The following is a 17,231-nucleotide window of genomic DNA, read 5'->3' as shown; positions in this document are numbered from 1 at the left end:
TGCCAGGGGAAACGACGTGTGCGGAGGATGTTGTGACCGGAGAAGCCAGCGAGGGGAACAGCCCGGTCCGGGTGTTCCTCGTCGACGACCACGCGCTGTTCCGCGCCGGCGTCCGTGCCGAGCTCGCCGCTGACGACGGCGTCGAGGTGGTGGGTGAGGCGGGATCGGTCGGTGAGGCCGTGACCGGCATCGGTCACTTCCAGCCCGAGGTGGTGCTGCTCGACGTCCACATGCCCGACGGAGGTGGCGCCGAGGTCCTCCGCCAGGTGCGGGCCCGGTCCGGTGACGACAAGGGCGAGATCGTCTTCCTCGCGCTGTCGGTCTCCGACGCGGCCGAAGACGTCATCGCGGTGATCCGGGGCGGTGCCCGCGGTTACGTCACCAAGACCATCTCCGGGCGCGAGCTGGTGGACGCGATCACCCGGGTCAAGGCGGGCGACGCGGTGTTCTCGCCGCGCCTGGCGGGCTTCGTGCTGGACGCGTTCTCGGAGGGGCCGAACGCGGCACCGGTCGGGGACCCCGAGCTGGACCTGCTGACCCGGCGGGAGCGGGAGGTCCTGCGGTTGCTGGCGCGCGGCTACGCCTACAAGGAGATCGCCTCCGAGCTGTTCATCTCGGTCAAGACGGTGGAAACCCACGTCTCCAGCGTGCTGCGCAAGACCCAGCTGTCGAACCGCTACGAGCTCTCCCGCTGGGCATCGGACCGCCGCCTGGTCTGACCCCTCGATCTCGCACAAGTCTCAGGTCGGATGTCTGAAGAGGTGGTGAGGGGGAAGTTTTCATGAAAACTCCCTCTGGTCCCCCGGAGTGGGGAGGTTTTCATGAAAACTTCCCTGGGATCACTTCATCGGGTGGTTCGTCGCGAGTTCGGCGTAGAGCTGCGAACCCCGCATGAAGGCTCCGCGGACCCGTCCCCGGAGCATCCCCTGGCCGGAGCCCTTGCGGTGGGTCATCGCGACGCCGACCAGGACCACGGCCATGCCCAGCAGGACCCGGAAGGGGAGCTGCTCGCCGAGCAGGATCCAGCCGAGCAGCACCGAGAAGGCCGGCATGATGTAGGTGACGGTGGAAGCGGTGGTCGCTCCCTCATCGCCGATCAGCCGGTAGTTCAGGGCGAACCCGATGCCCGTGCCGACCACGCCGAGGGCGAGGATCGCCAGCAGCGCCACCGGGTTCCAGTGCACCAGCCGCAGGCCGCCGATGGGCAGCGCGAGCAGCGAGAAGCCGATCGCGGCGGTGAGCTGCATGCCCGCCAGGGCCAGCGGTGGCGTGCCGCGGCCGGTGATGAACCGTCCTGTGTAGACGAACCCGATGCCGTAGCTCGCGGCCGCCGCCACGCAGGAGAGCACGCCCCAGCTGAGCAGCCCGCCGCCTTGCCACGGGGCGAAGATGACCAGCACGCCCAGGAATCCGAGCAGCAGCCCGGCCGCGCGACGCGGTGGCAGCGCCTCGCGCCCCGCGAGCAGCCCGAACAGCACCGTCCACAGTGGCGTGGTGGCGTTGAGCACGCCGGCCAGCCCGGACTCGACGCTCTGCTCGCCCGCGGCCAGCAGCACCCACGGCAGCGCGTTGGAGAGCAGCGCGGCGACCGCCACGTGCTTCCACAGGTTCCGGTCGCCCGGGATGCGCAGGCCCCGCACCGCGCAGATCGCCAGCAAGGTCAGCGCGCCGAGCACGATGCGAGCGAACGCGATCTGCGTCGGTGACATCGCTTCGAGGCCGAGCTTGATCAGCAAGAAGCTCGCTCCCCAGAACAGCGCGAGCGCGCCGAGCCGGAGGTAGCTGGCCGGATTGTTCATCTCCGCTCCCCAGTGTCGTCGTGTGTCCTGGATTCAGACTGCAAGAGCGGAGAAGTAAGGACAAGCGAATTAATCTCAACGAACCTTTAAGCGATCCTGTATCGTCGCGGGCATGCTCGACGTCAGACGGATGCAGGTGCTGCGCGCGGTGGTCACCAGCGGGTCGGTGAGCGCCGCCGCGTCCAACCTCGGTTTCACGCCCTCGGCCATCAGCCAGCAGCTCGCCACGCTGGAGAAGGAAGCGGGAACGCCGCTGCTGGAGAGGGCCGGTCGCGGACTGCGGCCCACCCCGGCGGGCACGCTGCTGGCCGAGCGCGCCGGGCGGATCTCCGAACTGCTCAACGAGACCGAGACCGACCTCGCCGACATCCGGGCGGGCCGCACCGGTGTGCTGCGCGTGCGGTTCTTCACCACCGCGGCCGTCGGGCTGATCCCGCGCGCGGTCGCCAAGTTCCGCGCCGAGCACCCGGAGGTCACCCTGGACCTGCAGCTCCAGGAGGAGGGCCTGCTCGACGAGGTGGTCGCCGGTGACGCGGACCTGGCGGTCATCGTGGTCGGCGACTCGCTGCCCGAGCGGCGCGGTGTGCGGCTGGTGCACCTGGCCGACGACCCGTACCGGGTGGTGCTGCCCCGCTCTCACCCGCAGGTCGAGCAGGAGAGCGTCGACATGGCGAAGCTGGCCGACGATTCCTGGATCAACAGCGCGGTGACCAGCGGCGGGATCTGCTCGCGGCTGCTGCGCGATGCCTACGCCAGCGCCGGTTTCACGCCGCGGGTCGCGCTGGAGACCGACAGCACCTACTCCGCGCAGGGGTTCGTCGCGGCGGGTCTGGGCATCGCCCTCGTGCCGCACCTCGGACTCGACGTGGTGCACCCGGGCGTGGAGATCCGCGCGGTCACCAACCCCGCGCCGACCCGCCACCTCTACGCCGCGGTCCGCGAGTCCGTCGCCGACCTGCCCGCCACCCGGTCCCTGATCGACTGCCTGGCGGAAACGGCGAAGAACGTCTGATCAGCTGCGGTTGTCGGTGTTGATCAGCGCGTCGCCGTCGCTGTTGGCGACCATGCCGAGGACGTGCATCTCCGTGCTCTTCTTGCCGTCCTTGGTGAACTGGAGCGTGACCACCACGGTGGCGCCGGACTGCACCGGTTCGCCGATGACCTTCACGTCGTCGATCTGCTTCCAGAACGCCTGGTAGCGCTCCTTGCCCTGCGACTGCAGGCTCGGGCCGAGCAGCTCCCAGGCGTCGTCGAGGTCCTTGGGCACCAGGGTGTAGTACTTCTTGACCGTGGAGACCAGCTTCTCCTTGGTCACCTGCTTGTTGCTGCTCGTCGCGCTGGACGTCGGCGCCTGGCTGCTGGTGGGCGCCGCGGACGTGGTCTTCGGCGCCGAGGTGGTCGTGGGGGCGGGCGCGGGGGCCGGCTTGGGCGCGGGGGCGGGCGCAGGAGCGCCCTGGTTCTGCGAGCCGGATCCGAACGCGTTCGCGGCCAGCACTCCGACCAGGATCGCCACCGCGATCGCGACGATCCACAGCGCGACCTGCTTGCCGCCGCGGCGCCGTGGTGCGGCGGTTCCCGGACCGACCGAGACCGGGCCCGCGCCACCGACGCGGGTGGGCGGGTTCGCGCCGCCCATGCCGCCCTGGTGGGCCATCATCTGCCCGCCGTGGGGCGGCGTCGGCGCGGGAGGCTGCTGCTGGCGCTGCCAGCCGGCACCGGCCCCCGGCGCCGCGTTGGGCACCGGACGACCGTCGAGCACGGCCTGCAGCAGGTCGCGGGTGTGCGCCATCGTCGGCCGGTCGACCGGGTCCGGGCACAGCATCTGCAGCAGCACCGGCGTCATCGGTCCGGCCTGGCGCGGCGGTTCGAACTGCCCGCGCGCCACCCGGTGCAGCAGGCTGATCGCGTTCTCATCGGTGCCGAACGGCGGACCGCCCTCGATGGCCGCGTACAACGTCGAGCCCAGCGAGAACACGTCCGAAGCCGGCGCGGGGTCGCGGCCCAGCGCGACCTCCGGCGCCAGGTAGGCGGGAGTGCCCGCGAGGATGCCGCTCTTGGTGACCGCGACGTCGCCGATCGCGCGCGAGATGCCGAAGTCGGTGATCTTGGCGAGGTCGTTCTCGCCGAGCAGGATGTTGCCCGGCTTGAGGTCGCGGTGGACGATGCCGGCCATGTGGGCCGCGGCCAGCGCTCCGGCCACCTGCACGCCCATGCGGGCCACCCGCATCGGCGGTTGCACGCCCTGCTCGTCGATGACCGCGGCGAGGCTCGTCGAGGGCAGGTACTCCATGACCAGCACGGGCTGGCCCTCGTCCTCCGCCACGTCGAACACGACGATGGCGTTCTGGTGCTGGAGGCGGGCGGCGATGCGACCTTCGCGCATCGACCGCTGTCGCGCTTCCTCGGTTTCCTCGGGGGTGAAGCCGGGCTGCAGCAGCAGTTGCTTGACGGCGATCGTGCGGTGGAGGCGCTCGTCCACGGCCTTCCACACCACGCCCATGGCGCCGCTGCCGATCTTTTGCTGCAAGCGGTACCGGCCCGCGATCAAACGACCTTCGGCGCTCACCGGTGTCTCCTGGTACTGGCTCACCCCGACGGGGGCTCGCCTGTCTGAGGACTGCCTGTTGTTGTTAGCACTTGAGGGCGGACCGACTCCCCGCTGTCGTCTTCACCCGACGGTGTCACGCCCGCAGCCACGTTACTGGGCCCCGCCTCCCGGGTAGCACCCCGGGGCCGAAATGCGCCTGCGGCCGGGGCGCTCACCTGTCGATGAGCACCCCCGCAGGACTGGAGCTGGATCCGGACTACCTCACTGAGTGGTGAAGCTGCCGCTCGGCTGGGTCGTCTTCGTCGGCTGGCTCGTCGTCGGCTCTTCCTCGGACGTCGTCGGCTCGTCGGACGTCGTCGGCTGCTGCTGGGACGTCGTCGGCTCCTCCGAGGAGGTCTCCGTCTCCCGCGTGGAGGTGCGGGTCTGCTTGGTGGTCGTTTCCTCTTCGCTGCTGGTCTCCGGCGGCGGGGCGGGAGGCAGCTGCTGCTCCGTCTGCTGGTTCGCAGGCTGCGGCGGCGGGGGCTGCTGCCCCCGAAGAGCGGAGGTGACCAGGACCGCGATCACCGCGACCGCGACCAGCGCGATCGCCGAGATGATCACCGGGCGCTTGCTGCGCCGGGGCTCCTCGTAGACCGCTTCGTCGGCGCGGTGGTCGGCGCCCATGTACGACGTCGCGTCCTCGTAGGGCCGCTCCGAGTACGGGTCGTCCTCGTAGTAGGCGACCGTGGTGCCCGCGGCGTCGCCCGCGCCCACCACGCTCGTCGCCTGGTCCGGGGGCTCCGGTGCCAGCGCGGGCGGGATCGGTGCGGCCATCGTGGGGATGGAGCTCACCGAGCCGCCGTCGGCGACGGACTGCAGCATCTCGCGGACCTGCGGCATGTCCGGCCGGTCCTGCACCCGCGCGGTCATCATCGCCATCAGCGGCTGGGCCATCGGGCCGGCCTGCTGCGGCGGCTCGATCTTGCCCGCGGCGACGGCGTGCAGCAGCGCCAGGGTGTTCTCGTTGAGACCGAACGGCGGGTGCCCCTCGATCGCCGCGTAGAGCGTGGCGCCGAGCGAGAACACGTCGGACGCCGGAGTCGGCTCCTGACCCATCGCCACGTCCGGCGACAGGTAGGCGGGCGTCCCGGCGAGCATCCCGGTCTTGGTGACCTGGACGTCGCCCTGAGCCCGGGAGATGCCGAAGTCGGTGATCTTCACCTGGCCGTTGTCGCCGAGCAGGATGTTGCCCGGCTTGATGTCGCGGTGCACGACACCCGCCGCGTGCGCGGCGCCCAGAGCCGACGCGACCTCCGCGCCGATCCGCGCGACCTCGCGCGGTGGCAGCGGGCCGTGATCGGACATCATCGCGGCAAGGCTCGTCGACGGCAGGTACTCCATGACGAGCACCGGCTGGCCCTCGTCCTCTGCCACGTCGTACACCGAGATCGCGTTCGAGTGCTGGAGCCGGGCCGCGATCCGGCCCTCCCGCATTGCCCGTTGCCGCGCTTCCTCGGCTTCACCCGGATCAAGACCGGGCTGCAACAGCAACTGCTTGACCGCAACGGTGCGGTGCAGGCGCTCGTCAACACACTCCCACACCACGCCCATCGCGCCACTGCCGATGCGTCGCTGCACCCGGTAGCGTCCGGCGACCAGGCGACCTTCGTCGCTCACCGACGTCTCCCCGTACTGCTATCGATGCCCAGCGGCGCCGCTGCCCAGGGATCCCGGACTTGGCCCACCGAACATCGGCGGATTAGGGCGGACCGGCTTTGGCCCCCCACAAGTACACGTTCAAAGCACGACTCGGGTTGCTACCGAACCGCGATACGGCAGCCTAGCCGACGCCCGTTGTGCGTAGGTCCGAAGTCGAAAAGATCGGTAAGACCCGCTTCGAGCTTACGCCGCGCACGTCGGAGACCGGGCTGACCGGGTCCCGTCTCGACGCTGTTTTCGCTGGTGATCGGGGTCCGGCTCGGTCGGTCGCCGCGAGCGTGTGACTCTCGGCACCGGTCGGCTCACGCCACGGTACCGGCGGTGCTCCTCGCGATCGGATCGGGTGCGGTGCTGCGGGTCGTTGCCGCATCGTTGTGCACCTCAGCCGGGCGGGAGCTGCCGCGCGGTGCGCAGCTCGGCGCCGCTGATGCGCGGCAGCGGGCCGGGCGAGACGTGCAGGTGCTGGTCCAGCATCACCCGCCGGCCGTCCGGGTACTCCGCCTCGACCTGCGCGCGCACCGATCCGTCGCGTTCCCTCCGCAGCTCGGTGAGCCACACGTGGTCGACCGCCTCCCACGCCCGGCGGAGCTCGTCGGCGTGCCCGAGCTCGGGGGCGAGCAGTTCGCCGAGCCGATCGGGGGAGTCTTGCGCGCGGCGGTAGAACTCCTCGACGAGGCCCAGGGTCGTGCTCTCGCTGCCCGCCTCGGGATTCGCCAGGTGCGCGTCGTCCGGATCGGCGTCGAGGACCGCGGCATCGGTGCCGGTGGTGTCGGCGAAGCCGCCGTTGCCGGTGAACGGCCACGCGGCGTTGAGCACGAGGTCGGGGCGCAGCGCGAGCGCTCCGCTGATCGGGGCGGCCGAGTGGGCGGGACGGGTGAGCTGGGCGGGTTTGGCCATGATCAGCGCGCCCGCTCCGGCCGCGGAGATCAGCAGCAGCACGCCGAGGACCGTCAGGACGACCAGCCCGCCCAGCGGCTGCTTCGTCGCCCCGGGGTCGCAGGGCTCGGCCGCCGGCGGGCTCGCGTCGGGGTCCTGCGGGCCGCGCCGGATCAGCTCGGCGACCGTGACGGTCTCGTCGAGGGCCGTGCGATCCCTGGTGTGCTCCACGGCGTGAAGACGTACTCGCCTTCCGTCCAGTTAGGAAGGATTCTCGGATAGATCACCGGAAGGGATGGCACCGAAGATCACGAACGGAGCAGTGCTTCACGATCGGTGATCAGGAGACCGGGTCGTCGGCCGCGATCATCGGGCTGTCGGCCATCTCGTACCGGAGCACGCGGCGCTCGGTGATCACCGAACCGTCCGGCAGGGTCAGCCGCAGCGTGTGCGCGGTGCTGGTCGGCGTCACGTACACCTGCACGACCTCGACCCGCGTCGCGTGCGAGTAGCGGGAGGCGAAGGACTCGTAGCCCTCGGCGCGCAACGGACCGGTGGTCATCGCGTACGCACCCGGCAGATCACCGGCGGAGATCGCCGCGTAGTACTGCTCGCCGCGCTGCTGCATCGCGTCGGTGTCGGTCAGCTGCAGCAGCTGCGGGGCCTCCGTGGTGGGCGGCTTGCTCGGCTGAGGAGGCGGGTTCGTCCCGGGAGCTCCGCTGCCCGGCGTGCCGGGGTCCGCGTCGTCATCGGAATCCTCGTCCGGCGCGACCGGTTCGGGTGTCCGGGTCGGCATCGGGCCCGCGACGAGCTGGTTCGGGCTGACCGCGGACGTGGGCGCGCTCGTGCTGCCGTCGGCGGCGGAGGGCCGGGTCGGGTCCCCGGTCAGGAAGTAGGGGTCGCGCAGCAGCGGCGGGTACTGGCCGCCGCGCGGCATGCTCGGCAGCTCCAAGCCCTCGATGCTGGTCGTGTGGTTGGCCAGCAAGGTCGTGGCGAACATCAGGCCGCCCAGCGCGGCCGCGGACGAGCCGATCGCGAACCACGCCGCACGACGCCAGCTCGGCGGCGGGGTGACCGAGGCGGGCACCATCCCGAGGTCGAACTTGTGCAGCCCGCCCACCGGAGCGGTGTCGGTCATCGGGTCGATCACCATCCGGGGCGAGGAGTCCTCGGGGCCCACGCGCTGCGCGGGTACCGGGATCCCGGCAGCGCCGGTGTCCGTCTTGCGGTGCCGGCCCGGTGGAGGTGCGTGGGCCGGTGACGGTGCAGGTGCGTGGGCCGGTGACGGCGGCGGCCAATCGAGTCGGCCGCTCCAGCCGGTGGTTCTGCCGGTGTGCATCGGAGGTCTCGACTTTCTCAACCCGCATGGGTTCACGGCGAGCTTCGCGTGGAGAAGATCGGTGCTCCGATCAGCACACTTGATCCACCGAACGGGTGGTATTCCCGTTCGGCCACTCGAACGAACGTCACCGAAAGGCGGACCGAGGATGCGGCAGGCTCAGAACTCTCCCTTGCGGAAGCGGCTCTGCGAGGTCTGCAGCGCCTTCAGCGAACCGGCGCCGCCACCGAGGCCGAGCAGGGTTGCGAAGACGTCCGCCCCCACCGAGTCACCGGTGTTGATCAGCAGCGCCAGCAGAGTCACGCCGAGGCCGACCCCGGCGACCGGGTAGCGCTTCTTGGCGAAGTCGGCGGCAGGCTGTCCGCCGGGGCGTTTCTTCGCGGCGGAGGTCAGCATCGCCAGGTAGCCCGCGTGCCCGCCCGCCGCGATCACGGCGCCCAGCGTCACCAGGAGTGCGACCAGACCGATAACCATGCTCATGGCTCCAGTCTGCTCCTCGGCGGGGCATGTCCGATATGGGGGATCCCCCTGATTCACGAATCGGTTCGAAAACTTTGTGAATCAAGTCTGGTTCGTGAACGTCGGCACGCTTAGGTTCTGTCGCTATGAGCGAGCGAACCGGTCTCGACCTCAACGGCGCACGGGTTCTGGTCACGGGGGCGGCTAGCGGCATCGGAGCCGCCGTCACCAGGCGATTCGCCGCGGCGGGAGCCGAGGTGGTCGCTGCCGACAAGGACGCCGATGCCGTCACCGCGCTCGCCGCCGAGCTGGGCGACACGGCCCGGGTCGTCGACCTCGGCGACCCCGACAACGCCGACGACCTGGGCGACGGCGCCGACGTGGTCGTCAACAACGCCGGGTTGCAGCACGTCGCGCCGCTGCAGGAGTTCCCGCCGGAGGTGTTCGGCACGATCCTGCGCGTCATGGTCGAGTCGCCGTTCCGCATCGTGCGGTCCGCGCTGCCGGGCATGTACCAGCGCGGCTGGGGACGGATCATCAACATCTCGTCGGTGCACGGGCTGCGCGCCTCGCCGTTCAAGAGCGCCTACGTCACCGCCAAGCACGCCATCGAGGGGCTGTCCAAGACGATCGCGCTGGAGGGCGCCCCCTACGGGGTCACGTCGAACTGCCTGTGCCCGGGCTTCGTGCGCACACCGCTGGTCGAGCGCCAGGTCGCCGAGCAGGCCCGGCTGCACCGCGTGCCCGAGGACCAGGTCATCGAGGACGTGCTGCTGGCCCGGACACCGGTCAAGCGGCTGGTCGAACCTGACGAGGTCGCCGAGTTCGCCGCGTGGCTGTGCGGGCCGGGGACGACGTCGATCACCGGAGCGTCGCTGTCCATGGACGGGGGCTGGACGGCGAACTGACCCAGGTTTTCCCGAGGTGCACACCGGCTCGTCAAGGAGGACGCCAGCCATGACCACCGAGTCCGCTCCTGCCAGATCGTCGACCGCCAGGGTGGTGCTGGCGAGCCTCGTCGGCACGACCGTCGAGTGGTACGACTTCTTCCTCTACGGTTCGGCCGCCGCGCTGGTGTTCAACCAGCTGTTCTTCCCGGCGGGCGATCCGCTCATGGGCACCCTGCTCGCGTTCATCACCTACGCGGTCGGCTTCATCGCCCGCCCGCTCGGCGGTCTGGTCTTCGGTCACTACGGCGACCGGATCGGCCGGAAGAAGCTGCTGGTGGTGAGCCTGGTGATGATGGGCGGCGCCACGTTCGCGATCGGCCTGCTGCCCACCTACCAGTCGGTGGGCGTGCTGGCTCCGCTGCTGCTCACGGCATTGCGGCTGATCCAGGGATTCGCGATCGGCGGCGAGTGGGGCGGTGCCGTGCTGATCGTCTCCGAGCACGGTTCCAGCGAACGGCGCGGCTTCTGGGCGTCGTGGCCGCAGGCCGGGGTCCCGCTGGGCAACGTCTTCGGCACGGCGGTGCTGGCGGTGCTCGCGGCGGTGCAGTCCGACGAGGCGTTCCTGGCCTGGGGCTGGCGGGTCGCGTTCCTGCTCTCCGGGGTGCTGGTGCTGATCGGCCTGTGGGTGCGGCTGGCGGTCGCCGAGTCGCCGGTGTTCCTGGAAGCCCAGCGCAAGGCCGAGGAGGCGGGAACCGAGCAGAAGCCCCCGATCCTGGAGGTGCTGCGCCGCTACCGGGGCGAGGTGCTCACCGCGATGGGCGCCCGGTTCGCGGAGAACGTCGTCTACTACGTGCTGACCTCGTTCGTGCTGACCTACGTCGTCACGTTCCTGGACCTGCCGCGCGGCGTCGCGCTCAACGCGGCCCTGATCGCGTCGGTGCTGCACTTCATCAGCATCCCGATCTGGGGCGCGTTGTCGGACCGGTTCGGGCGGCGGCCGATCTACCTGCTGGGCACCTTGGGCACGGGCGTGTGGGCGTTCTTCTTCTTCACGATGCTCGACACCAAGTCGTTCTGGGTGATCACCTTCGCGACCACGGTCGGGCTGGTGTTCCACGGCGCGATGTACGGGCCGCAGGCCGCGTTCTTCGCCGAGCTGTTCGGCACCAGGGTTCGCTACTCGGGCGCGTCGATCGGCTACCAGCTGGCGTCGATCGTGGCGGGGTCGCTGGCACCGATCATCGCGACCGCCCTGCTGGCGGCGTTCGACTCGTCGCTGCCGATCTCGATCTACGTCGCGCTGTGCTCGGTGGTCACCCTCTACGCGGTGTTCCGGGCCCCGGAGACGCGCGAGCGCGACTTGGCCGCCGACCACGCGGTGTGACGTCGAAGGGCGCCTTCGACCTGGTCGAAGGCGCCCTCGTGGCTCAGGACTGACCGAGCCGGCCCCTGCCGAGGCGCAGCAGGATCATGGCGATCTCGCGGCCTTCCGGACCGAGCTCCCGGTACCGGGCGAGCACGTCCATCTCGCGGTTGTAGACGATGCGCGGGCCTCCCGCGGCCATGCGCGCCTGGCCGACCTGCTGGGAGATCTCCGCCCGTCGCTTGATCAGGCGGAGGATCTCGGCGTCGAGGTGGTCGATCTCCTCGCGGAAGTTGGTGATGGCCTCCGCGGCGGCCTGCTCAGTCGAGGGCTTCCCGGACTGCGGTTGGTCACCGTCCACAGTGGCGTTCATCGGACGTCATCCTCCGGCTCCGGCCCCGTTCCCGTCCCGGAACGCGAAACGCCCCGAGTCCGAGGACTCCGGGGCGTCGTAGTGGTTTGAGCGCTCACACAGCTACGGACACCGGAGTCCCGGGCCCGTAGTAAAACTCGTACTGCTGCGTTCGCACATTCCCAGTCTGCCACAACCGCCGATGCCGATCCACTGCCTGGGCAGTTGGTCCCATCACGTGGACGTCAACGGCGAAGCCGTTTCTCTTTGCCCCACGCAAGCAATTCGCACCGCCGCGGGTTCTGACACGTCGCCTGGTGAGGACAGCCGTGACGCCGTGTATTGGCATACACAAGGAGCGGCTCCCGGAGCCAGGCGGCGTGTCAGGTTCCGCTACCCGCACCGCTACGCAAAGTGAGCTCACGCAGAAGAGCTCTGTCCGGGGGGTTCGGTAACGTGGACCAGCGATGAGCACCCCCCTCGATCTCGAATGGCACGGCGACGATCCCTCGGTCGCGCAGTCCTCCGCGCCCAGCTCCCGGTCCGGTCCGGATCCGGAGGCGCTGCTGGCCGGTCTCAACCCGCAGCAGCGCGATGCCGTGACGCACTTCGGGTCGCCGCTGCTGGTGGTGGCCGGTGCCGGATCGGGCAAGACCCGGGTGCTGACCAACCGCATCGCCTACCTGCTGGCGGGCGGGGCGCACCCCGGTCAGATCATGGCCATCACCTTCACCAACAAGGCCGCGGCCGAGATGAAGGAGCGCGTCGCCGACCTGGTGGGTCGCCGCGCCAACGTGATGTGGGTGTCGACGTTCCACTCGATGTGCGTGCGGGTGCTGCGCCGCGAGGCCAAGACGCTCGGCATGTCGTCGAACTTCTCGATCTACGACTCCGACGACTCCAAGCGGTTGGTCACCGTGATCGCCCGCGAGCAGGACCTGGACTCCAAGCGCTACCCGGCGCGGACGCTCGCCATCAACATCTCGAACCTGAAGAACGAGCTGCTCACGCCGGAGGACGCGGCCGAGCAGGCAGGCAACGACGTGGAGCGCAAGGTCGCCCAGGTCTACGCCGCCTACCAGCGCAGGCTGGGCGAGTCCAACGCGATGGACTTCGACGACCTGATCATGCGCACGGTCGAGCTGCTGCAGCAGCACCCGGCGGTCGCCGAGCACTACCGCCGCCGCTTCCGCCACGTGCTCGTCGACGAGTACCAGGACACCAACCACGCGCAGTACGCGCTGGTCAGGGAGCTGGTCGGTACCGGTCCCACCGAGAGCGGCGTGGAACCGGCGGAGCTGTGCGTGGTCGGTGACGCCGATCAGTCGATCTACGCCTTCCGGGGCGCCACGATCCGCAACATCGAGGAGTTCGAGCGCGACTACCCGCAGGCGCGCAGCATCCTGCTGGAGCAGAACTACCGCTCCACGCAGACGATCCTGTCGGCCGCGAACGCGGTGATCAAGCGCAACCCGAACCGCCGCGAGAAGCGGTTGTGGAGCGACGCCGGTGACGGCGAGCAGATCGTGGGCTACGTCGCCGACAACGAGCACGACGAGGCCGCCTTCGTGGCCGGCGAGATCGACCGGCTGGTCGACCAGGGCGAAGCCACCTTCAACGACATCGCGGTCTTCTACCGCACCAACAACCAGTCGCGCGTGTTCGAGGAGGTGTTCATCCGCCTCGGCCTGCCGTACCGGGTCGTCGGCGGGGTTCGCTTCTACGAGCGCCGCGAGGTCCGCGATGCCCTCGCCTACCTGCGGGTTCTCGACAACCCGGACGACACGGTGAGCCTGCGGCGCATCCTCAACGTGCCCAAGCGCGGCATCGGTGACCGGGCCGAGGCCGTGGTCGCGGTGCACGCCGAGCAGGAGCGGGTCTCCTTCGCGGCAGCGCTGCGCAAGGCCGCTGCCGGTGAGGTTCCGCTGCTCAACACCCGCGCGCGCAACGCGATCTCCGGTTTCGTCGAGCTGCTCGACGAGCTGCACCAGGTCGCCGCGGAGAACGACGTCGCCGAGACCCTCGACACGCTCCTGGAGCGCACCGGGTACCGGGGCGAGCTGGACGCCAGCGACGACCCGCAGGACGCCACCAGGCTGGAGAACCTGACCGAGCTGATCACCGTCGCGCGCGAGTTCACCGAGGCCCGAGCCGGAGCACCGCTGCCGGAGGACGCCGAGGCCTCGCCGTCCGCGGAGGCCGTGGTGTCGGATGTGGGACCGGCGACCGAGGACGAGGACCCGCTGGCCGACGACTCGCTGGCGGCGTTCCTGGAGCGCGTCTCGCTCGTGGCCGACGCCGACTCGCTGCCCGAGACCGGCGACGGCCTGGTCACCCTGATGACCCTGCACACCGCCAAGGGCCTGGAGTTCCCGGTGGTGTTCTCCGGCGGTTGGGAGGACGGCGTCTTCCCGCACAACCGCGCTCTGGGCGATCCGACCGAGCTCGCCGAGGAGCGGCGACTGGCCTACGTCGGCATCACCCGTGCTCGCCAGCGGCTCTACCTGTCGCGCGCCATGATGCGCTCGGCGTGGGGTCAGCCGATGACGAACCCGGCCTCGCGGTTCCTCACCGAGATCCCCGAGGAGCTGATGCACTGGCGGCGCATCGAGCCCGAGCGCGCCGCTCCGCAGGTCCGCAGCACGTGGGGCAGCCGGGGTGGTGGCGGCGGTTTCGACCGCACCGGCGGCGATTCCGCGCAGGCGGGCGTGGCAGAGCGCGGCATGCGCAGCACGGGGATGAAGGGCTGGAAGGACACCGTCGCCCTCAAGCTCGACGCCGGCGACAAGGTCACCCACGACAAGTACGGCCTGGGCACGGTCGTCTCCACCGACGGCGAAGGCCCGCGCGCCACGGCCACCATCGATTTCGGCACAGCGGGCACGGTCAAGCTCATGCTCATCGGAAGCGTCCCCCTCACCAAGCTCTGATCACGCCTCCGCCGGTCGAATTCCTGGGCTCCGGCCCGGATCAGGTCACGGTGCCCGGTTGTTGCGGTGCGGAGTCGTACTCGCCTGCGGCAGTGGTGCGCTGGAGGCGGGTGGCGGCGGCGAGGACGTCGTGGTGCGAGGTGTAGAGGGCGTTGACGCCGAAGCGGAGGATGTCCGGCGCCCGCATGTCGGCGATGATTCCTCGCGCTGCCAGGGCCTGGATCAGGCCGTAGGCGTGCGGGTGCCGCAGCGAGACCTGGCTGGCGCGGATCTCGGGTTCCGCCGGGGTGACCGGTTCGAAACCCTCTGCGGCCAGCAGGTCTTCGGCGCAGCGGAGGAAGAAGCCGGTCAGGGAGAGGCTCTTGGCCCGGACCTGCTCCAAGTCGACGCCGTCGAACGCCGAGAGCGCTGCTTCGAGGGCCAGCAGCGAGAGGATCGGCGGGGTGCCGATGCGGGCTCGGGCGATCCCCGGTGCGGGGGTGTAGTCGGCGTGCAGGCCGAACGGCTCGGCGTGGCCGGTCCAGCCGTTGAGCGGCGTGCGCCACGAATCGTGGTGCCGCTCGGCGGCGTACAGGAAGGCCGGGGCGCCGGGACCGCCGGAGAGGAACTTGTAACCGCAGCCGACCGCGAAGTCCACCCCGAGGTCGTCGAGGCCCACCGGCATCGCCCCGGCCGCGTGGCACAGGTCCCACAACACCAGCGCGCCCACCCGGTGCGCGGCGGCGGTCAGCGCGGCCATGTCGTGGAGTTCGCCGGTGCGGAAGTCGACCGGCGAGTAGCTGATCACCGCGACCTGGTCGCCGTGCTCGTCGAGGAACTCCGGCAGGTCGGCGGGCGCCACCCGGCGGACCTGCCGCCCGTGCAGCCGGCCGACCGAGTCGGCCAGGTAGCGGTCGGTGGGGAAGTGCTCCGGGTCGGTGACCAGCAGCGGGCGGTCCGGGCGCAGTTCCGCCGCCGCGCTCAGCGCGGTGAACAGCTGCACGCTGGTGGAATCACCGGCGACCGTCTGGCCCGGCGCGGCGCCGATCAGCGCGCCGACGGCGTCGCCTACCCGCAGCGGGGCCTGCCACCAGTCGTTGTCGTTCCAGGAGCGGATCAGGTCGGTGCCCCACTGGCGGTGCACCGCGTCCTCCAGCGCCGGCGGCACTGCGGCGGGCAGCGGGCCGAGCGAGTTCCCGTCGAGGTAGACCACGTCCTCCGGCAGCAGGAAGCGGTCCCGGACGTGCGCGAGCGGGTCGGTGGCGTCGAGGTGGTCGGCGAGTTCGGCGAGTTCGGTCATCAGGAGCACTCTCCCGGATCGTCGTCGCGTTCACGGGACAACCGCCACAACACGTCGGCCACCGCTGCGGCGGCCGGGCCGTCCGGTTCGATCGGCGTGTAGTGGCCGGTGCCGGGCAGCACCACGGTCTCCAGATCCCGGTGCACCGCCGCGTAGTCGGTGAACTGCTCGTGCGGCACCTCCTCGTCGACCTCGCCGCGCAGCAGCACGGTGCGCACCCCCGTCGTTCCGGCCTCGGACAGCAGCGTCACCGGATCCACCAGCGGCAGCCGCTCGGTGAACTCCTCGGCGCCCATGAGCTGCACCGCGGCGCCGTCGCTGAGGTCGTCGCGGCGCGTCGCGGCCAGGTCGGTGATCGGCGCCAGCGCCAGCACCGCGTCCGGCAGCCTCGTGGAGTGCCAGCGCGACCCGGCGGGCAGCAGCCCGCGAGCCGCGCACCACAGCGCCAGGTGCCCGCCCGAGCAGTGCCCGGCCAGCACGTACGGCCGCCCGGCGGGGAGCTCGTCCACGATCCGCGCCACGTCGTCGAACGTCTCCGGGTACCCGCCCGCGCCGCCGGAGCGGCGGAAGCCGGGCAGCAGCACCGAGAAGCCCTGCCGCGCCAGGTAGGCGGCGAACGGGGTCAGGTGCATCCGGTCGTAGCGCCAGTAGCCGCCGTGCAGCAGCACCACCAGCGGCCCGTCACCGGGCCACTCGTCGTAGCCGTGGTGCGGGTGCTCGCCGTACTTGCCGTGCCGCGGGGCCAGCACCGGCTTGAGGCTCAGCACCCGCTTCTCCTCCTCCGCGGCGCGCGAGGAGATCTCCCTAGACGGCACCGCGGGCCTCCCACAGCTCCGGGAACACCGCGATCGCGGCGCGCTTCTCCAGGTACTTCACGCCCGCCGAGCCCGCGCTGCCGGGCTTGGCGCCCATCGCCCGGCGCACGACCATCACGTGGTCCAGCCGCCAGCGGGTGATCGCCTCGGCCACGTCGGTGAGCTGTTCGCCCAGCCGCAGCAGCGGGTGGTGCTGCGGCCCGGAGTAGATGCGCCGCCACACCTCGACGACACCGGGGTCGGATTCGTAGGGCGCGGTGACGTCGCGCCTGCGGATGTGCTCGGGCACCGGGAGCCCGCGCCGGTGCAGGAAGTTCAGCACCTCGTCGTAGAGCGACGGCTCCTCGTAGGCCTCGCTGAGTCCCTTGTGGACATCCGGGTCGCCGGAGTGCGCGCGCAGCAGCGCCGCCGACTTCTGCCCGACGAGGAACTCCATGTGCCGGTGCATGGCCGACTGGAACCCGGAGGCCTTGCCGAACGCGGCGCGGAAACCGTTGAACTGCACCGGGGTCAGCGCCGCGATCGGCGCCCACGACTCGTTGAGGGCCTTGAGCCCGCGGCGGCTGCGCAGCAGCGCGTCCATCGCGGTGTCGAGGTCGTCGGAGCGGAAGGCCTCCCGCGCGGCGCGCCACTCGTACACGATCAGCGTGAACCAGAGCTCCATCACCTGCGTGGTGACCAGGAATCCCATCTCGTCGGCGGCCTCGGTCAGCGGTTCCTGCAGGGTGTTGAGCAGCGTCGCGCGGACGTACTCGTCGTAGGGGCTGGCGCCCCCGAACGGCTGGGTCAGGGGGTCGTCGGTGGACAGTTCCGCGAGGGCGGAGGCGCGGTCGGTCATCACAACTCCTGGGGGACCGCCTCCAGGATCGGAGGCAGCGGTTTT

Annotated in this window: 15 protein-coding genes; 5 read left to right on the top strand and 10 right to left on the bottom strand. The window is 70.7% G+C overall.

Annotation, left to right across the window (positions count from 1 at the left end; all coding sequences use genetic code 11):
- Positions 1-32 precede the first annotated feature (32 nt).
- Positions 33-719: a response regulator gene (locus tag FHU35_RS25950; RefSeq protein ID WP_145744385.1), complete on the top strand. Its 687-nt coding sequence runs from the start codon at positions 33-35 to the stop codon at positions 717-719.
- Positions 720-839: 120 nt separating this feature from the next.
- Here the strand turns inward: FHU35_RS25950 and FHU35_RS25945 are convergent, their stop codons facing one another.
- Positions 840-1,799 (bottom strand): DMT family transporter, encoded by a 960-nt coding sequence (locus FHU35_RS25945; RefSeq protein ID WP_145744384.1) that lies wholly within the window; start codon positions 1,797-1,799, stop codon positions 840-842.
- A gap of 112 nt (positions 1,800-1,911) precedes the next feature.
- Here FHU35_RS25945 and FHU35_RS25940 point away from each other — a divergent pair, with 112 nt between their 5' ends.
- Positions 1,912-2,811, top strand: coding sequence for a LysR family transcriptional regulator (locus tag FHU35_RS25940; protein WP_186459617.1), 900 nt, complete (start codon positions 1,912-1,914; stop codon positions 2,809-2,811).
- Here FHU35_RS25940 and FHU35_RS25935 read toward each other — a convergent pair whose 3' ends face one another.
- The 5 genes from FHU35_RS25935 to FHU35_RS25915 form a co-directional block, all read right to left on the bottom strand.
- Complete coding sequence (locus tag FHU35_RS25935; RefSeq protein ID WP_145744382.1) at positions 2,812-4,365, bottom strand: serine/threonine-protein kinase; 1,554 nt, start codon at positions 4,363-4,365, stop codon at positions 2,812-2,814.
- 243 nt (positions 4,366-4,608) lie between these two features.
- Positions 4,609-6,003 carry a serine/threonine-protein kinase gene (locus tag FHU35_RS25930; protein ID WP_145744380.1) on the bottom strand — a complete coding sequence of 465 codons (1,395 nt, stop codon included), beginning with the start codon at positions 6,001-6,003 and terminating at the stop codon, positions 4,609-4,611.
- Between the two features lie 423 nt (positions 6,004-6,426).
- Positions 6,427-7,152 carry a hypothetical protein gene (locus tag FHU35_RS25925; protein ID WP_145744378.1) on the bottom strand — a complete coding sequence of 242 codons (726 nt, stop codon included), beginning with the start codon at positions 7,150-7,152 and terminating at the stop codon, positions 6,427-6,429.
- Between the two features lie 109 nt (positions 7,153-7,261).
- A complete protein-coding gene (locus FHU35_RS25920; protein ID WP_145744376.1) occupies positions 7,262-8,260 on the bottom strand; it encodes a hypothetical protein in 999 nt (332 codons plus the stop codon).
- A 159-nt stretch (positions 8,261-8,419) separates the two neighbouring features.
- Positions 8,420-8,740: a hypothetical protein gene (locus FHU35_RS25915; protein WP_246110579.1), complete on the bottom strand. Its 321-nt coding sequence runs from the start codon at positions 8,738-8,740 to the stop codon at positions 8,420-8,422.
- Positions 8,741-8,865: 125 nt separating this feature from the next.
- Between FHU35_RS25915 and FHU35_RS25910 the strand changes: the two genes are divergently transcribed.
- A complete protein-coding gene (locus tag FHU35_RS25910; RefSeq protein WP_145744374.1) occupies positions 8,866-9,627 on the top strand; it encodes a 3-hydroxybutyrate dehydrogenase in 762 nt (253 codons plus the stop codon).
- A gap of 49 nt (positions 9,628-9,676) precedes the next feature.
- Complete coding sequence (locus FHU35_RS25905) at positions 9,677-10,993, top strand: MFS transporter (RefSeq protein ID WP_145744372.1); 1,317 nt, start codon at positions 9,677-9,679, stop codon at positions 10,991-10,993.
- Positions 10,994-11,036: 43 nt separating this feature from the next.
- Here FHU35_RS25905 and FHU35_RS25900 read toward each other — a convergent pair whose 3' ends face one another.
- Positions 11,037-11,345, bottom strand: a complete 309-nt coding sequence (locus FHU35_RS25900) for a chorismate mutase (protein ID WP_145744369.1) — start codon at positions 11,343-11,345, stop codon at positions 11,037-11,039.
- Between the two features lie 446 nt (positions 11,346-11,791).
- Between FHU35_RS25900 and pcrA the strand changes: the two genes are divergently transcribed.
- On the top strand, positions 11,792-14,254 hold the full coding sequence (pcrA, locus tag FHU35_RS25895) for a DNA helicase PcrA (protein ID WP_145744366.1): 2,463 nt from the start codon (positions 11,792-11,794) through the stop codon (positions 14,252-14,254).
- Between the two features lie 40 nt (positions 14,255-14,294).
- Here pcrA and kynU read toward each other — a convergent pair whose 3' ends face one another.
- From kynU to FHU35_RS25880, 3 genes are read right to left on the bottom strand one after another with little or no spacing between them, the layout of a single operon-like run.
- The gene (gene kynU, locus FHU35_RS25890) at positions 14,295-15,533 is read right to left on the bottom strand and encodes a kynureninase (protein WP_145744363.1); all 1,239 of its coding nucleotides are present in this window, start codon (positions 15,531-15,533) and stop codon (positions 14,295-14,297) included.
- The gene (locus tag FHU35_RS25885) at positions 15,533-16,348 is read right to left on the bottom strand and encodes an alpha/beta fold hydrolase (protein ID WP_145744361.1); all 816 of its coding nucleotides are present in this window, start codon (positions 16,346-16,348) and stop codon (positions 15,533-15,535) included. Before FHU35_RS25885 ends, kynU begins: the two co-directional genes overlap by 1 nt.
- Positions 16,338-17,186: a tryptophan 2,3-dioxygenase gene (locus FHU35_RS25880; RefSeq protein WP_145744359.1), complete on the bottom strand. Its 849-nt coding sequence runs from the start codon at positions 17,184-17,186 to the stop codon at positions 16,338-16,340. Before FHU35_RS25880 ends, FHU35_RS25885 begins: the two co-directional genes overlap by 11 nt.
- Positions 17,187-17,231 lie beyond the last annotated feature (45 nt).

Origin of the sequence: Saccharopolyspora dendranthemae (assembly GCF_007829955.1) — a bacterium.
GTDB lineage: Bacteria > Actinomycetota > Actinomycetes > Mycobacteriales > Pseudonocardiaceae > Saccharopolyspora > Saccharopolyspora dendranthemae.
The sequence above is the reverse complement of the archived record's forward strand: the minus strand, read 5'-3'. Positions and strand labels throughout refer to the sequence as shown.

Coding starts and splice junctions, on each gene's coding strand:
- FHU35_RS25945 (WP_145744384.1), bottom strand. CDS start 1,799: ATGAACAATCCGGCCAGCTACCTCCGGCTCGGCGCGCTCGCGCTGTTC.
- FHU35_RS25940 (WP_186459617.1), top strand. CDS start 1,912: ATGCTCGACGTCAGACGGATGCAGGTGCTGCGCGCGGTGGTCACCAGC.
- FHU35_RS25920 (WP_145744376.1), bottom strand. CDS start 8,260: ATGCACACCGGCAGAACCACCGGCTGGAGCGGCCGACTCGATTGGCCG.
- FHU35_RS25915 (WP_246110579.1), bottom strand. CDS start 8,740: ATGAGCATGGTTATCGGTCTGGTCGCACTCCTGGTGACGCTGGGCGCC.
- FHU35_RS25910 (WP_145744374.1), top strand. CDS start 8,866: ATGAGCGAGCGAACCGGTCTCGACCTCAACGGCGCACGGGTTCTGGTC.
- FHU35_RS25905 (WP_145744372.1), top strand. CDS start 9,677: ATGACCACCGAGTCCGCTCCTGCCAGATCGTCGACCGCCAGGGTGGTG.
- FHU35_RS25900 (WP_145744369.1), bottom strand. CDS start 11,345: ATGAACGCCACTGTGGACGGTGACCAACCGCAGTCCGGGAAGCCCTCG.
- pcrA (WP_145744366.1), top strand. CDS start 11,792: ATGAGCACCCCCCTCGATCTCGAATGGCACGGCGACGATCCCTCGGTC.
- kynU (WP_145744363.1), bottom strand. CDS start 15,533: ATGACCGAACTCGCCGAACTCGCCGACCACCTCGACGCCACCGACCCG.
- FHU35_RS25880 (WP_145744359.1), bottom strand. CDS start 17,186: ATGACCGACCGCGCCTCCGCCCTCGCGGAACTGTCCACCGACGACCCC.